We start from the raw sequence: 15,913 nt of genomic DNA, 5'->3' as shown, positions 1-15,913 counted from the left end.
ATTAAAGAATTAGTTTTGTATTAGTGCTATGTGAAAAGGGGTATGAAATAAATCCGTAAGTAGTTAATTAAAAGTTTTAAAGCAACATTAAGGTATGTTTAATAGATAATTAATATATATGTTTAGCTTAGTAAGGGATTAATATCATTTCAAACAAAATAAAGTTTTCAAGGAAGGAAAAATAAAAATGAATAGTTTAAAACATGAAAATTTTACAATAAAAGATTTATATGAATTACAAAAATACAATAAATTAACAATAAATAGAGATTACCAACGGAAACTGTTTTGGGATTCAAATGCGAAGGTAGCTTTAATAGATTCTATTATCAAGCGATATCCTATTTCAAATATAACTTTAAGTAAAAATGGAACAAATAAATTTGAAATTGTTGATGGTATGCAACGATTGGATGCGATATTTGATTTTATTGAGAATGAGTTTCCATACGACGAAAATGGAATAAAAATTTATTTTGATAATTTCAATGATACGGAATCAATGAACTTTCAGAATTACCTTATTATAGCATCGATTATTGAAAATAGTGGTATTGAGGAATCAAATGATGTCTTTCTTAGAATTAATTCATTCGGCAAATCTCTGAATCCTCAGGAAATAAGACAAGCTGCAAATAAATCTCATTTTTCAAGGATAGTTAAGGAACTAGCAACTTCCTTTAGGAAAGAAAAGACAATATCGTTAGAAACGAAAATAGATTTCGACAAAAAAAGGAATCTGCTTAAGTATGGGAACGAATTTCAACCTGATATATCTTTTTGGTCTTGTCAAGGTGTTTTTTCAACTAAAGAAATATTGCGTTTAGATGATGAGGAGTTTATTGCAGAGCTAATCTTAGCAATTATTCTTGGAAAACCGTATATTTCATCAAAGGAGCAACTGGACAATTGTTATGGTAAAGGAAGTGAAAACAAATTAAATGAAGTAGAGTATGCAATAGATGTTTATGGAGCTGAAAATATAGAAAAGCAAGTACGGCAGGTGTTTAAAGAGATTGAACAGATCTTCAGTGTATCTGATCAGAATTTTTATGAAGTTGTAAGTTATGAAAATTCGAATAATAGAGATAGCAGAGAGGCATTTTTTTCTCTATTCATGGCAATCTATGAATTAATGTTTAGTAAGGGCAAAGAATTGTTTAACAAAAAAGGAATCAATGATTCTCTAGAAAAGTTCACAAAAAGATTGAGCTATAACTTGGACAACCCTTCTAAAGCTAGAGACGAGAACTGCAAAGTATGTAAAGGTCTTATAGAAGAATTTTATAAAGGCTCTACAGATGCAGAAACTATTTCTAGAGTGACAGTATCACAGTTTATTAGTCATTTAGAAGTTTCAAAACTAGAGCCTCCAATGTTTGATTTTAAACAGGGGTTTTACAAGTTAGATGATTCAAGACAATTTGATTCAGAAATGCCTGATAAAATTAATCGAACCATTGCAGCCTTGGCCAACTTAGGGAAAAATAAAACCGGGTTTATATATATTGGAATTGCAGACAAAGAGGCAGATATAAAGCGCATTGAAGATCTGGATAAAATAAGTATTCCATCTGAACATGACTTTGGAATCGTTGGACTTGAGAGAGAGGCGAAACTAAAGGGTGTCTCATTGGATCAATATATTTCTTTTATAGTTGGTAAAATTAAAAATTCTTTGTTACCTGATTGGCTAAAAGTACAAATTTGTTCATCAATACTTCCCATAACTTATAGGAACAATACTGTTCTCAGAATACAAGTTAGGTGTGGTGATAATCCTGTTTGGTACAATAATAAAGTTTACTATAGAAGTGGAAGTTCAAACTTATATTTTGAATCAGATGAAGTAGATAGTATTTATCGATTATTTAAATGAGAAACTATATCACAGATAAGATTAATTAATATTACTTTAATTCCCGAATCTCAATAATCTCCCTTATGTCGTCAATATCCAGTGCTTCTGCAATCCGTTCAATATGAGCAAAGTTGATATTCTCCCGTTTACCAGACTGCAACTCACTTAATGCAGCGTGACGGATATCGGACAATCGGGCCAGTTCGCGCAGCGAGATATTATGTTTTTCTGTGAGTTTATGAATATTGACGACGACTTTCTTAGCCATGAGTATCACTCCTAAATTTTCCATATGGTCTTGACGTTACGCATGAGCGTACCATATACTTTTTGTATATCTGGTACTCTTATGCGTACCAATTTTAGGAGTGGTTACATGACAAGTACCAACAGCGAAGACCTCGCTTCGCAGTACGCACAACTCATCCAACAAGAAGACGATTACGTCGACCAACTGGTTACATGCAACAAACTCATCCTGGATGCCATGAACATCATCGCGAAGCAGGCGGGTGTGCTAGAGATGGATACCGTAAAACAAGCAGCATTTCACCTTCATTCCATGGAACAGGATCTAAACCGAAAGTTATTTAAAGTCCGATTGGAGAAGAGCATCTTGGCAAATCAAATGAGCCAGTCTACATAAAACCCCCTTAACTAAAGGACAGTGCAGGATCACACAAGATGATCTTGAACTGTCTTTTGTCTTTCCATCCAAACGTTTTCCACTTCCAATTAAGCATTGACTTTCCTGCCAAATCCCCCTACACTTCAATTATTAAAATACTTTTAAAAACATTCATCGAATGGTTCAAAATGAACGAAAGGAGGCATACAACTAACTATGCTACCCACATCACACAACACCCAGCAGGTGAAGCGCATCAACGTTGAATTGGTGAAGAACACACTCCGATCAATGGGCGTCGGCACGAAGGCTTCCATTGCGAACCTGACCAAACTCAGCGTAGCCACATGCGGCACGATCCTGAACGAATTACTCCAAACGGGTGAGATTATCGACCTGGGTCAAGATGAATCGAGCGGTGGAAGACCGGCGAGTCGTTATCAGTTTAATGCAGACTACGCTAGCGTACTGTGCCTGATTATTCGAACAGAGGGCGGCATTCACTCGATCACACATACATATGCCAATCTGAATGGAGAGATGGCGGATGAACACACACTCTTTTTGGATGAGATCAATGTAACGGTGGTAGAGGAGCTGATTGCAAACCTGATCGAACAGCACCACAATGTGCAGGCGATTGGTATTGGCATACCTGGTGTGGCGCACAACGGCGTTATTCGAATTTGCGATGTACCGGAGCTGATGTATCAGCCGCTCGGGCCAAGGCTCAAGGAGCAATATGAAGACGTGGAAGTGGTCATTGGCAACGACATGAACCTGACGGTCTACGGACTATACAACCAGCAGCAATTTGAGGAAGAGAAGAACTTCGCGGTGGTGACTTTTCCGGAGAACCATTTTCCGGGTGCAGGCTTTATCATTGATGGTCGTCCGCTGACGGGGAACACACAATTTGGGGGCGAGGTGTCCTTTTTACCTTTTGGCGTGTCACGGGAAGAGCAGCTGCGTATGTTGAAAACGACGGAAGGGTTGCAGGAACTCGTCACAAAGACGCTGATCTCCATCATTGCGATTATTAACCCGGCAGCGATTGTCGTTACGGGCGATACAATGGACCCGGCTATGCGGGATGACCTGTTACAAGGCTGTCTGGATCACCTGATCCCACAGGAGCATATGCCAGAGTTGATCATCCAAAGAGATACTCGGCGCGAATATGTTACGGGGTTGGTCGCGGTAACGCTGGAAAGCCTGACCTACCGCATTCAGGTGGTTGAAAAGCAGTGGTAGGAACTACTTATTATGAATTGAAGTTAAGCAAAATTTTTTACACGAGAATGGAGAGTGCGGAACCAATCTGAAGAACGCCTTTATCACTGTATTTCCACCTTTAGGAACGTTTCAAAAAAATACAGGGATAACAGCGGTCGGAAGATGGTACTGCAATCGTAGTTATAACAAGCAATCATTTTTCTGAACACACTGGAGGAACTTATTTTGAATCAGCAAGCAGGTACACAAGGGAACAAACGAAAGTTCAACAAGCTGTACGCCATGCAACTGGCAACGATCTTTCTGGGATTTATCGTATTTGGCATATCGGAAAATATTAAGGGGCCGGCTATTCCGCGCATTCAATTCGACTTCAATCTGGATGAGAAACAGCTCGGGACGTTATTGTCCCTGAATGCACTGGGTTACTTGATCGCCTGCTCGTTCACGGCTATTCTGGTACGCAAATGGGGCATCAAGGCCGTCAGCATTATTTCATTTGCATCGATGATTCTATCTGGTGTGTTCATTTACATGTCTCATAACTATCCGCTCTTTGCTTCTTCATACTTCTTCATGTACATCGGAAACGGCATGCTGGAGATTGCTTTGGCGATTCTGGGTGCACGGATCTTTGTGAAGAACACAGGTACGATGATGAACCTGTCCCATTTCTTCTATGGGTTAAGTTCAACAGTGGCGCCTTTGCTGGCGACAGGGGTGATGTCGTTGAGCGTGTTCGGACATGTACTGGACTGGCGCGGCATGTATCTCGTGATGTTGTCACTCTGTCTGCTGCCGATCATTGCGGCGCTGCGCAGTAAATTTCCGGGGGATGATCTTCCTCATGAAGATCGGACCTCGCTCAAGACGTTAACACGTGATCCAGCCATCTGGCTGATGGTGCTCATTCTTTCTTTTGGCGTGGTATCGGAACTGGCGGTTGGGGGTTGGCTCGTTAACTTTCTGGAGAAAGCCTATACGTGGGACACGGTGAAAGCTTCGGGGTTACTGTCAGCATTCTTCCTTACGTTCTCGCTTGGACGTTTGCTGCTGGGTCCTCTAACGGACCGGATCGGATTTGTACTGTCGCTTATAATCTTCTCTGCGTTCTCGGCCATTTGTACGTTCATTGCGCTTGCGGGAGGAGAGGGGCTCGCCATCTTCTTTGCCATCTCGGGTGCAGGTATAGCGATGATCTATCCAACAGTAATGGCGTTTATCGCACGCAGATATCCGAACGGCAGTGACACCGCGATTACGTTCACGGTTACCTTGATGGGGGTTGGTAGTGTCATCGGTAACTATGTGATTGGCTGGGTCATTGAAGGCGTGAAGCATATGTATGGGGCAACCACTCAGTTAGGACTGCTGCGCGGACTTCAGGCGGGATATGGATTCATCGGTTTATGTGCAGTGATCTGTGCGGCATCTGGAGTAGTATTGTATGTATATTTGAAAAGAAGGCAGGAACTGATTTAGTTGTTACGTAACACCAAGCTTTATAAAGAACTCTTTCTCACTCGAACTACTGAGTGGAAGGAGTTTTTTTTATACTGCGAGAGAGACTTTTCATACATATAGATCAGGATCAACTGACCAATTGGTACGATATAGACCTTCAGTCCGACCAGCTGGACAAAATGTTACAAAATAGCATCACGATTAAAAACACAGATGGAAAAGGCTCCCCAAGCTCCCGTTCGTTCGGCGGACATGGCAGTTATTCGGGTCCGGGAGTTGTCTCATTGATCACCGAGCAATTATCCATAGAAACGGGTAACACGATCGATCCGTTAAAGGGAGAAGCAGTCATGCATATTTTTGGAGTGTATCCTTCTCCGTTAAAACAAGAGTTGGAATTGGTTGAAAAAATATGATTAATCGATTGGATATTAGTCATCGTCCCCTGGATCGATTCGTCTGCATTCGTTGGTTGATTGGTCGGCGTTCCGGAGCACTTCCGCGGAGAGAATGGCCAAGCAACCATGAGCTTCGGTTATATCTTAAAAGTCTAGTGATCGTATCAATCGATGTAGGAAGTAGAGACCTCTTACCTGAAGATTAATCGTTTTGTTCAGGTAAGTTCGGATTTGTTCTGCAAGCTTGATCACCTGCTCGATGTTTTGGAATTCTAACAGTGCAATTGATTGCTTTAAGTGTACAGTATCCTCGGAATAAACAGAGCTTTGCAATATCTGGATCATCTTAATTTTAAGCAGGTGTGCTTCATTATATAGACGGTATTTGTTATCACAGTTACGTTCAGTAGTGAACAGGCCACTTTTCTCCCAGTATCGAATCGCTGATTTAGGGACCCCCGTCCGTCTAGAGACCTCGTGGATGCGGAAGCGCTGGTTCAAGTCGAAAACTTGACCTCCGTCGGCATACGAATTCAACTCCTCTACGAGTTGTTCCAAACTTGCTTTTTCCTGATGCAGTTTGACCTCGCTCTCCCTTACGACCCACAATGCGTCATCCAACTCATTTCTTTGGAGACCATGTAGTACCTCGGTCGTCACCTCCATCCCGAATGCAGGGGCCATGGCTTGAATACATGCCAGATAGGCTTCATGCCTTTCCGTATACATGCGATAACCATTGTCAGAACGCTCAGCAGGAGGGATTAACCCCTTCGCTTCGTAGTTTCGCAACGTGCTAGCGCTTATCATAAATTTATTCGCCAGTTTTTTTGGTCGCATTCCCATGTTATTCCGCCTTTCTAAAAATAATAACATTGGAACTATTATAACCTTTGCTCTATCCTTATGTTGATTTTACTTGTACTTTCCTAAAAAACCTTCCAATTGGCTTACATGTTGTATGATGAAGGTAATACAAATCAAGGAGGAATAAAATGACCTTTAATCCAGTATTCCATTACGAGATGACAATCGAGAAGATTAGCCAGGTAGGCAATCGGTATATTGAAACGGCATGGAAGCCCTTGTATGATTCTATGCACGATCAACTAATGGTCGCTTTTCATGAGATAGAAGATGCTGCCTATGGGTTGTATTTAGACAAGCTGATGCCTCTACTTTTTGATGGCCTTGAGGACGCCGGCTTTGAAGCAATGGAATCACTCGATGATCATGATTTCGTTATCGGCAAATGTTTACTATTTCGAAATTCGCTAGAAAAGTGGGGAACAGAGGAAAATAGGTCCAGGTTATTTTGGAATGTTGTACGTAGTAAAAAAAGCCAACAACCTATTGGAACTTTATTGACGGAAATTCCTCATTCCCATCTGAAATTTGAGATTCCTACAGCACCTGTACTCTATTCGTTGAGGGAAATTGAGAGAGAACAGATCGTGCAAGGAATCCGACGCATTAAGGGATGGATCGAGATTGACAAGCGCAGTGCCAGCATAAAATGATTCATTGGAAGGTGGGGTTGATTGGAACGATGTATGGAAAACTGGAGCTAGTGAACGGAAAATGGAAGTTAAGCGAAGTTCACCCGCATGTTGTAATTCGCTTGAAGCAGCTGTTTCCACGCGTTGCAATGAAACAAGCGGGCACATTTTTGTTTTCGAACAGATCGAATATATGTACGGATCTGGTCTGGTTTACTCAGCGGTTTCCGATGGAGATAACTTCTGAAGACAGGGTTAAGCTATTGCGTGGCCACGATAAGTTCTTTGAGAAGAAAGCGTACATGGAACAGATACTCACTCCTGATTATGACCCCATCTTACGCCCAGGCCTCAAACCTGGACAAAAGATTCGCCACTATCAATTACAGGCTATCGATCTGTGCTTGGAACGCCGTTCTCTGCTCCTCGGTGATGATCTTGGCCTCGGAAAGACGTACACAGCGGCTGGCATGTTGTTAGAACCGGATACACATCCCGCTGCCGTTGTCGTTCAGGCTCATCTCCAAGACCAATGGAAAGAGAAGATTGAATCCTTCACAGAGCTTATTGTTCATAAAATTGAAAGAACACGACCATATTCGCTTCCCGTTGCAGATGTTTATTTGTTCAAGTATAGCCAGCTTGCCGGTTGGAAGAACTTCTTTGCAGACGGCCACTTCCAATGTGTCATTTATGACGAAATCCAAGAACTTCGAACCGGTCTTACAAGTAATAAAGGAGAAGCCGCGAAAATTTTGTCCGATGCAGCAGAATTCCGGTTAGGTCTTTCGGCAACACCGATTTACAACTACGGTACTGAGATTTGGAATGTCTTACAATTCCTCGACCCCGACCTATTGGGAACCTATTCAGAGTTTATTCGGGAATGGTGCAGCAATGATCGGAAAGTTCATGACCCGGTTGTACTAGGTAGCTTCCTTCGGGAGCATAATGTCATGCTCCGGCGGACGAAAAGAGAAGTTGGCCAACAGTTGCCCCCCGTCAACCAGATCGTCGAGGTGGTCGAGCCCGATTTATCAAAGTTAAAATCGGTGAAAGCACAAGCAAAACAACTTGCCTTAAAAGCTTCCCAAGGGACATACCTGGAACGTGGTCCAGCAGCTCGTGAGCTGGACCTTTTGATGAGACAGGCAACGGGTGTGGCTAAGGCTGCAGGTGTTGCGCAGTATGCGAAACAGTTGTTGAAAGCAGGCATCCCCCTGCTTCTTGTTGGATGGCATCGCGATGTTTATGAGATATGGCTTAAGGAATTAGCAGATTATCGCCCAGCTATGTATACAGGCAGTGAGTCGGATATGCAGAAGATCGAATCCGTTAGGCGGTTTGTCCAAGGGGAGACAAATGTATTCATATTATCGTTACGTAGCGGTGCAGGATTGGACGGTTTGCAGTATCGCTGCTCGACTATATTGTTCGGGGAGTTGGATTGGTCGCCTAAGGTCCATGAGCAAATCATTGGTCGATTAAACCGTGAAGGCCAAGAGGAGAAAATCACAGTAGTATACTTAAATGCAGAGGAAGGTTCCGATCGGGTCATGCTAGACGTATTAGGCGTGAAGCATGCCCAATCGGAAGAAATAATCGACCCTCACGACCTAACGAACACTAAACCAATTCAGAAGCTAAACAGGACCCAAGCGCTTGTCAATCAGGTCCTATAAAGGAATTGAATTGTACGAACAGGTCGATGGAATGGAATTTGAAATTACAGGAGTTGATGACGGACTTAATTTCGTGAGCTATGGTTTGCAGATCAGGACAATAATTTAGGTGTGATTGTTTAAAAATATCTTCTTTGATTATATTCAAATCAAATAGAGCAGTTTGCAAGTTGTCAACTGCTCTATTTTTCGTTTAGCCGTTAATGAACTGGATCAGCATAGCATGACGTATGAGCAACATAAGTCTTCCAAAAATGTTGGGAAGCATCATCCAATCTACAAGTGCTTTTTCAGTTTTTCATATGTGCTGAGTTCGGTACTATGAAGGATACCGTAGTTCCCCCACCAGGTGTACTTTGTTTTTTTTTTCAGGGCTCGTATCATTAAAAGTACCGGGAACCTTTGTTGGATTTGCAATACTAAGCCTGTCACTAAAGGATACACGGGGAGAAAGAAAGATATCTGGGTGAAAGTTCCACTCCCGTTCAGTGTGATCGTCTGTCTATCATCAAATTGCCAACTGGATAAATCAAGTTCCCCTTGTACTGCATGAGGTTGACTTGGAGGAGAGTACTCCGTATACCACAACAGCCTCATTCCGATTAAAGCTGCTAAGTAAATTAGGACCCCTAAACCATTGTTGAATATCACTCCCGGGGGCATATCGTACTCCTCTTCTAGTACTGCTACGAGTTTTTGATAACACTCAAAGGCCTTTATTGGTTCGCCCATCTTGTCATAGAGCTTCATTAAAGAAAATGAAGAATTTTCCTCGGCCGGATTGAGACGGTTTATTTGTAAGTATGTTGTCAAAGCTTCGCTAAATTTCTGTTGATCTTCATACCACTGTCCTACACATAGAGCTGTATTAAGCCATAATTGTTTGAGTCTTTGTCGCTCTCCCTCTGCCCACCAGTAATCGTATTCTTGCAGATAATCACCTGTATAGCTGTTAATTTTCTTAAGGTAGGTTTCCAGATTGTCTTCCGAAATATCTTTAACGTCCGGAGAGGAATTCCACTCTGCTACATCCAGGATGACATTCTCTAGCTTCAATTACATTAGTCCATAGCGAGTCTACGATAAATGATTTTCGAACTAGCTGCCCTCTGTGCTGAAGTAGATACAGAAAAAGTTCCTGCGCTCTGGTGGTTCTCCATTGAATTAACGAGAAGTGGCCAGCTGTTTGCAGCTCTTCAATCATGACTTGTTTGAACAACGTCATCTTAAGTGGTTTTAGAGAATCAGCGTGATTAAAGCTCACGGTGTTACTATTGATTATTCGATTCATCGTTTTGGACAATCGATCGAAACGGACCGGTTTTAAAATATAATCAATGGCGTTCACTTCGAAGGCTTTTACAGCGTATTCTTGGTAGGCCGTGACAAATACAACGATCAAACCAGGTTCATGCTCCAGCAATCTTTCGGCTAACTCAATACCATTCATCTCTGGTAATTCAATATCAATAAAAGCAATATCCACCCTTGTATGTTTTGTTATATCTATGGCGTCATAGGGGTTTGTATATTTACCGATAATTTCAAGACTGAAGTTAGCCATCTTCATTAAATGATGCTCTAAATAAGACAAAGCTAAAAGTTCATCTTCAATAATAATAGCCTTCATCTTGGAATACTCCTTATTTAACTTGTGAGTTTATTTTAACTATATTGACTTTATCACGAATGTTGAAGAATGGAATTAAAACTCGAATTATGTAGTCACCTATACATATTCTTATACAAAGAGATGATGAAATAGAGATGATTTTGATAAAAGGACGGTTTTTTTTAGGTGTTACTCATCTGAAGATCTCATGTCAAATAAACCTTATATTTATAAGTAATGTTTCTGAAGGAATGGAGGTATACATTCCAAAATGGAATTTCTGAATGAATCACTTAACATTTTAACGTAGCTACCATGTACTTTGGTAACTGGTTTGAAATTTCATAAACTGATAAAGCCCCGCTAATCCTTAGGATCGGCGGGGCTTTGCATATGAATATACGAGTAGATTAGTACGGGTATATCATCTATACTAGTATCTTAACAAATCATAACCACAGGCCATGTAGAGTAAGGATTTTTTTAATCATATACCAGCTACTCTACTATACAGTCCGCATTCCTCAGGCAAGCCTATGACTTGTTCAAAGCCGCTCTTCTTTTCCAACGTTTCAAAAGCACGTACAATCCAAATGCGCCCAAGAAAACGACCGCTGCCGGAACGATATAAGGTTTAACAATCTCATCCACATGCTCCCATTGAGAGCCTAATTTGAAGCCTAAGTAAATGTACAATGAGGTGATCGGAAGCATGGCCAAGAAGGTAAAGATACTGAATTTAAATACATTCATCTTCGCCATACCGCAAGGGATGGAGATCACGGTCCGAATGCCGGGAACAAAACGGCCATAGAAAGCGACCCCGCTGCCATATTTCTCGAAGAATGTATCGGAAGCGTCCAGATGGTGGGGGCGAATCAAGAAATACTTGCCGAATTTTTCGACCATCGGTCTGCCGCCGTATCGTCCCAGGGCATATAACGTCAGAGGGCCAAACGTTCCACCTACGGTACCCGCTAGTATAGCCAGCCACAGCTTCATATCTCCAAGATAAACCCAATATCCTGCCATGGGTAGTACAAGTTCAGCAGGTACGAATTCAAACGACAAGGCAATAACGAGACCTGCGTACGACAAATCTTTGAAAAAAAGTATAAATTGCGTGATCCACTCCGTCATGCTTTCCCTCCACGAATCTATCTATTTTTTATAGTTAAGAAACACTCCTCTACAAAGAGTAACAATAGCGAATAGAGCTTGTCAAAACTCACATGTATATCCGATTTAGCCCGTCACGATGGGATATGTTAGACCATACATAAGATAACTGATCGCTCCTAACAATCTGACACCAATATAACACTCTGAAAATGTTTCCAATTATAGTATGATAAGACTATCACTAGCTTCTTCACCATCCTATACATACAGAGAAGGAGATCAGAACATGACCGTAACTTCGATTATCGATCAAATTCACATTATTGAATACGATCCCTCTTACGCTGCCGCACTCGCGGATATGTGGAACCGCAGTAATGAGAGCTGGGGAGGTGGCACCAACCTTAGAACAGAGGAAACGGTTCGCCGCGAGATGGAGAGTTCGTCCAATCTTCACGCATTTCTAGCCGTTCATGAGAAAGAGGTCGTTGGCTTCTGCAGTTTTGCTCATTACCGCTATGATGAGAGAGCCCTATATGTACCGCTGCTTAATGTACGCCCCGACTATCACGGGTACAAGGTCGGACGCAACCTGATCCTGAATGCTGTGCGCAAGACCGTAGAGGCTGGATGGCCCCGCCTGGATCTGTTCACATGGGCAGGCAATACGAAGGCTGTACCGATGTACAAGAAATGCGGATTCTTCTGGGAGAAAAAAGATGAGAATGTGCATCTAATGAATTTCATCCCCACCATCTTGCAGACCGAAGCACTTGCTCCTTATTTCGAGGAGCTGGATTGGTATGCAGACAGCACGCGTGAACTCGTCGTCGAGCCGGATGGCCGACGGGAGCGTGGGTTTGATTTCTTTGACTATACGTGGAAAAAGGGAGAGGTCTCCCTGCGGGCTGAGTTTGAAAAGTCGGGTCGCGGGCTGACTGCCCTCGAAACACCGGATTACGAAATCTCCACAGAGGTCGATGATCATGATCTGGTTTTCGGTTCCAGCTATAAGGTTCGCTATCGCATTAAGAATACATCTCCGTCTGATCTGGCGATTGAGATCAAGGGTGAGGACAACAAAAACATTCGATTTGCGCTCGACGTTGCACGAGCTGTGGCTTCGGGAGAAACCATCATCGTGGAAGGTGAATTTCACCTTGATCCGATTACAGAGGAACAGAATAACAACAAGACGCATCCCGTTGTCGCCAGCACATGGCTGATCGGTGGTAAGAAAGCGGAGTTCAGGTTGGGTATTGCCCCGAAATTCCCGGCCAAGATCAAGACCGTTTTGCCCGTGAAGGAGCTCTATCCAGGTATCCCCGCGGAGTTAATTCTGAATGTGGAAAATAATGTGGATGCAGAAACGGAGTTCAGCCTGAACCTGCCTGAGGATGAATTCCTTGAATGGGTGGATCGTTCGATACGCTTTACGGTGCCTGCCAAAGGCAAAGTGTCTGTGCCTGTACCCTTCACCTTGCGTTCATATGGTCTATATTTCCAAGAAGTGGAAGTGATGGCTGTCCCCGTGGGGAACAATGCGATATCTTTTACAAGCAAAATTTCTGTCCTGATGAAGGGAATTGAAGGCAAATATGGCGGGCAGATTGAGGATCAATGGGTGGCCGTCAATGGGGCATTCTCGCTCCATATGAACAAGCATGATAATGTCATGTGGATTGAATATCCCGGTTCCCGTCATTCATTCTGGTGGACTTATCCGAAGCTGGGTAAGCCGTTTGTCGAAGAGTTATCCAAGAAACAAGCAAAAGAAGTGAATATTTATCCCGAAGGGGAACGTCAGGTTCTTGAAGCACTGTATGACTCGGAGGATTTCCCTGGCTTGCAGATCAAGTCCGTGGTCAAGCTGTCTGCGAATGGAATCGCCGAATTCCACCACGAGGTGGAAAATACACGAGATACCGCCTGGGAAGAGGACTTGTATCTAATGAATAACTTCGGGTTCTATGGTAACAGGTTGATCCTTCCTTATCAGGGGCGCTTTGTGGACATGGGCGATGATTATGCGGGTGATCCGAACCATTGGAATAGCTCACAGATTACGGAGAACTGGCTGTTCTGCAAAGAAGAGTATGGCGCGTGCGGCATCTATTGGGACCCTTCCCTGAAGCTGCTTCGTCCGGAATACACGCTGGGGTTGCAGCATGAGCTGGGACGTTTGGAGGCAGGGGCTGTGGCGCGAACCAAGGAAACGGTGTTTGCTCTGAATACGTTTGCCAAATGGCATGATTTCCGTGCGTTTGCACGGAAACAGCGTAACCCGGTCATTCCATTGCTGGACAGTCATCTGGATCTGACACTCAGTGAGGGGAATCCATTTGCTCCGGATGTGCTGCAAGCAACGTTGACTGAACATAAACTGGTTCCGCTTGCGGGCAAGCTGGAGCTGTATGTGCAGCAGGGTAGCGAACCGGAGGTTATGGCAAAAGCGAAGGAATTCAATCCGGAGCAGAATCTAAACTCCGCCAAGCTGACATTTTCACCAGACGAAGTGGACCGCCACCAGCATGTGAGTGGTTGGAAAGTTCGTGGGCTATACCGGGGCGAAGATCGGATTCAGGAGCGAACGGCTCTTTGGTTCCCGCAGAGCCGAACAGAGGTGAAGCAGAAGATTGAAGAAGGTTCATCTGGACCTGTGTACACCGTAGACAATGAAGTATTGTCAATCTCCGTTGCTCCTGAATTCGGGAGTGTAGTACACTCTCTAAAGGTTGCAGGAGAAGAATGGCTGGACAGCTCGTACCCTGAACCGGCTCCACGCTCGTGGTGGAATCCGTGGTACGGCGGGTTGGGAGTGGGAGTTCCGGGCATGAATGGTTTCAGCCGCCAGTTGGAACAGATAGTCGCTTCCTGGACAGAGCAGAAGGATCAATACGGCAACGTCTGGAAGGGTATTAAGCTGACTACTCGAATTGAGAAGCATGAAGCGAATCGGGGAATCACAATCCACCAGCATTATCTGATGCTGCCGGGTGTTCCTGTGCTCTGCACGCTGCTTGCGGTGACAAACGAAAGCGGCCTGACGCTGACGGATTACTCGCTTGCGGAGGAACGTTTCCTCCAGCCTTCATCTGTATTTGCAGAAGGTTGGATAGAGCAAACAGGCAAAGATCGATTCCCGCTGGGCAAGGTGGATGTGGGTCTGCCACTTGAAGACCTTTTGCGAGTAGGATCGGTTTCGCGCGAGAACATGCTGCATGCGGTCCATCGTTACCCGAATCAGAGTGCATGGGCTTTTGCCAATAATCAGGTGACGGGTCTGAACGTAAATCATCATCTGACAATTCGTCAGGGGGAAACGGTCTGGACGGAGCCGACATATCTGGTTCTGGGACCAATCCGGCTGAGTTCAGCGGATGTGCATGACCTTCTCAAACTGAATTTTGCAACTTCTACCGAGGAAAAGGAGGCTTCACATGCCGATCATTGATATTCACATTCATCTGTCGGACATCGACAGCTTTCACCGAACAGCGATCGATCTATCGAAAGTGGATTACTCTGCCGCTGGTCTTAAAGCAGAGTTTGATAAGAATGACGTCATTCTGGGCATTGGAATGGGGGTTACGGAGCAGACGAAGGGAGCGTTCCCGGATTCCAGTTCCCCCAACCCGATGGGGCTTGATTTGGAAGAGAAGGTTCCGTCATTCCTCATGGAATGCGTGGGCATCAATCCCAATGCGCTAGACGGTAAACAAGCTCAGGAAGAGCTGGACCGGATTGAAGCTAGACTGCAATCCCCTGAGGTAGCCGGAATCAAACTCTATGCCGGATACTATCATCACTATGTGTATGACAAAATCTATACTCCGGTCTATGAACTCGCAGCCAAGTACAACTTGCCTGTTGTGATTCATACGGGTGACACTTACTCCATGAACGGGTTGCTCAAGTATTCGCATCCACTGACCGTGGATGAATTGGCCTTTCAGCAGCGCGGCGTGAACTTCATGATCTGTCATCTGGGTGATCCCTGGGTGATGGATGCAGCTGAAGTGGTGGCGAAGAATCCTAATGTGTATGCGGACTTATCTGGTCTTGTGGTGGGGGATCGGCCTCATTTTGAACGGTTCATGAACGAACCTTTATTCATGGATCATTTCCGCCGGGCTTTGGTCTATTCGGATCATTACGAGAAAATGTTGTTTGGCACTGACTGGCCGCTTGCACCCATCGATCTGTACGCCGAATTTGTCCGCCGGCTTGTACCGGAGCAGCATCATGATAAAGTCTTCTACGAGAATGCCTTTGGGCTGTTTCCACGTATTGGACAGCGGATTGCCGAGTTGGGTTAAAAGGGAAGTAATGAAACTTTAATATTTGAGGGAATATCATCCGTGTATGTCATTCAAGAAAGCATGCGATGTTCACGCTGAATTCCTGCCGT

At 43.8% G+C, this 15,913-nt stretch carries 14 protein-coding genes; 9 read left to right on the top strand and 5 right to left on the bottom strand.

The window, feature by feature from the left end:
- The first annotated feature begins 187 nt into the window (after nucleotides 1-187).
- Complete coding sequence (locus tag J2X75_RS14530; RefSeq protein ID WP_310337403.1) at nucleotides 188-1,879, top strand: GmrSD restriction endonuclease domain-containing protein; 1,692 nt, start codon at nucleotides 188-190, stop codon at nucleotides 1,877-1,879.
- Nucleotides 1,880-1,910: 31 nt separating this feature from the next.
- On the opposite strand, the gene J2X75_RS14525 is transcribed toward J2X75_RS14530, so the two are convergent.
- Nucleotides 1,911-2,129 (bottom strand): helix-turn-helix domain-containing protein, encoded by a 219-nt coding sequence (locus tag J2X75_RS14525; RefSeq protein WP_310337402.1) that lies wholly within the window; start codon nucleotides 2,127-2,129, stop codon nucleotides 1,911-1,913.
- Between the two features lie 108 nt (nucleotides 2,130-2,237).
- Here J2X75_RS14525 and J2X75_RS14520 point away from each other — a divergent pair, with 108 nt between their 5' ends.
- The 4 genes from J2X75_RS14520 (at nucleotide 2,238) to J2X75_RS14505 (ending at nucleotide 5,605) form a co-directional block, all read left to right on the top strand.
- A complete protein-coding gene (locus tag J2X75_RS14520) occupies nucleotides 2,238-2,507 on the top strand; it encodes a hypothetical protein (RefSeq protein ID WP_310337399.1) in 270 nt (89 codons plus the stop codon).
- 198 nt (nucleotides 2,508-2,705) lie between these two features.
- Nucleotides 2,706-3,743 (top strand): ROK family protein, encoded by a 1,038-nt coding sequence (locus J2X75_RS14515; RefSeq protein WP_310337398.1) that lies wholly within the window; start codon nucleotides 2,706-2,708, stop codon nucleotides 3,741-3,743.
- A gap of 264 nt (nucleotides 3,744-4,007) precedes the next feature.
- Nucleotides 4,008-5,207, top strand: a complete 1,200-nt coding sequence (locus J2X75_RS14510; protein ID WP_124116417.1) for an MFS transporter — start codon at nucleotides 4,008-4,010, stop codon at nucleotides 5,205-5,207.
- Nucleotides 5,208-5,368: 161 nt separating this feature from the next.
- Complete coding sequence (locus J2X75_RS14505) at nucleotides 5,369-5,605, top strand: hypothetical protein (protein WP_310337397.1); 237 nt, start codon at nucleotides 5,369-5,371, stop codon at nucleotides 5,603-5,605.
- A 126-nt stretch (nucleotides 5,606-5,731) separates the two neighbouring features.
- On the opposite strand, the gene J2X75_RS14500 is transcribed toward J2X75_RS14505, so the two are convergent.
- Nucleotides 5,732-6,433 carry a MerR family transcriptional regulator gene (locus tag J2X75_RS14500; RefSeq protein ID WP_310337396.1) on the bottom strand — a complete coding sequence of 234 codons (702 nt, stop codon included), beginning with the start codon at nucleotides 6,431-6,433 and terminating at the stop codon, nucleotides 5,732-5,734.
- 149 nt (nucleotides 6,434-6,582) lie between these two features.
- Between J2X75_RS14500 and J2X75_RS14495 the strand changes: the two genes are divergently transcribed.
- Entirely contained in the window at nucleotides 6,583-7,107 is a 525-nt protein-coding gene (locus J2X75_RS14495; RefSeq protein WP_310337395.1) for a DUF6022 family protein, read from the top strand.
- 17 nt (nucleotides 7,108-7,124) lie between these two features.
- Nucleotides 7,125-8,768, top strand: coding sequence for an SNF2-related protein (locus tag J2X75_RS14490; protein ID WP_310337393.1), 1,644 nt, complete (start codon nucleotides 7,125-7,127; stop codon nucleotides 8,766-8,768).
- A 276-nt stretch (nucleotides 8,769-9,044) separates the two neighbouring features.
- On the opposite strand, the gene J2X75_RS14485 is transcribed toward J2X75_RS14490, so the two are convergent.
- From J2X75_RS14485 to J2X75_RS14475, 3 genes are all read right to left on the bottom strand, one after another.
- The gene (locus J2X75_RS14485; RefSeq protein WP_310337391.1) at nucleotides 9,045-9,824 is read right to left on the bottom strand and encodes a bacterial transcriptional activator domain-containing protein; all 780 of its coding nucleotides are present in this window, start codon (nucleotides 9,822-9,824) and stop codon (nucleotides 9,045-9,047) included.
- Entirely contained in the window at nucleotides 9,766-10,398 is a 633-nt protein-coding gene (locus J2X75_RS14480; RefSeq protein ID WP_310337389.1) for a response regulator, read from the bottom strand. The genes J2X75_RS14485 and J2X75_RS14480 overlap by 59 nt, the downstream gene beginning before the upstream one ends.
- Nucleotides 10,399-10,914: 516 nt before the next feature.
- On the bottom strand, nucleotides 10,915-11,520 hold the full coding sequence (locus tag J2X75_RS14475; protein ID WP_310337388.1) for a DedA family protein: 606 nt from the start codon (nucleotides 11,518-11,520) through the stop codon (nucleotides 10,915-10,917).
- 268 nt (nucleotides 11,521-11,788) lie between these two features.
- On the opposite strand from J2X75_RS14475, the gene J2X75_RS14470 reads away from it, so the two are divergent.
- Together J2X75_RS14470 and J2X75_RS14465 are read left to right on the top strand one after the other, a co-directional pair.
- Nucleotides 11,789-14,956: a GNAT family N-acetyltransferase gene (locus tag J2X75_RS14470; protein ID WP_310337386.1), complete on the top strand. Its 3,168-nt coding sequence runs from the start codon at nucleotides 11,789-11,791 to the stop codon at nucleotides 14,954-14,956.
- Entirely contained in the window at nucleotides 14,943-15,821 is an 879-nt protein-coding gene (locus tag J2X75_RS14465; RefSeq protein WP_310337384.1) for an amidohydrolase family protein, read from the top strand. The genes J2X75_RS14470 and J2X75_RS14465 overlap by 14 nt, the downstream gene beginning before the upstream one ends.
- Nucleotides 15,822-15,913 lie beyond the last annotated feature (92 nt).

This window comes from Paenibacillus sp. 2003, from assembly GCF_031455635.1.
GTDB classification, from domain to species: domain Bacteria; phylum Bacillota; class Bacilli; order Paenibacillales; family Paenibacillaceae; genus Paenibacillus; species Paenibacillus amylolyticus_B.
Note: the sequence above shows the minus strand (reverse complement) of the source record. Positions and strands in the feature narration are given on the sequence as shown.

Coding starts and splice junctions, on each gene's coding strand:
- J2X75_RS14520 (WP_310337399.1), top strand. CDS start 2,238: ATGACAAGTACCAACAGCGAAGACCTCGCTTCGCAGTACGCACAACTC.
- J2X75_RS14480 (WP_310337389.1), bottom strand. CDS start 10,398: ATGAAGGCTATTATTATTGAAGATGAACTTTTAGCTTTGTCTTATTTA.
- J2X75_RS14530 (WP_310337403.1), top strand. CDS start 188: ATGAATAGTTTAAAACATGAAAATTTTACAATAAAAGATTTATATGAA.
- J2X75_RS14495 (WP_310337395.1), top strand. CDS start 6,583: ATGACCTTTAATCCAGTATTCCATTACGAGATGACAATCGAGAAGATT.
- J2X75_RS14500 (WP_310337396.1), bottom strand. CDS start 6,433: ATGGGAATGCGACCAAAAAAACTGGCGAATAAATTTATGATAAGCGCT.
- J2X75_RS14470 (WP_310337386.1), top strand. CDS start 11,789: ATGACCGTAACTTCGATTATCGATCAAATTCACATTATTGAATACGAT.
- J2X75_RS14515 (WP_310337398.1), top strand. CDS start 2,706: ATGCTACCCACATCACACAACACCCAGCAGGTGAAGCGCATCAACGTT.
- J2X75_RS14465 (WP_310337384.1), top strand. CDS start 14,943: ATGCCGATCATTGATATTCACATTCATCTGTCGGACATCGACAGCTTT.
- J2X75_RS14510 (WP_124116417.1), top strand. CDS start 4,008: ATGCAACTGGCAACGATCTTTCTGGGATTTATCGTATTTGGCATATCG.
- J2X75_RS14525 (WP_310337402.1), bottom strand. CDS start 2,129: ATGGCTAAGAAAGTCGTCGTCAATATTCATAAACTCACAGAAAAACAT.
- J2X75_RS14475 (WP_310337388.1), bottom strand. CDS start 11,520: ATGACGGAGTGGATCACGCAATTTATACTTTTTTTCAAAGATTTGTCG.
- J2X75_RS14505 (WP_310337397.1), top strand. CDS start 5,369: ATGTTACAAAATAGCATCACGATTAAAAACACAGATGGAAAAGGCTCC.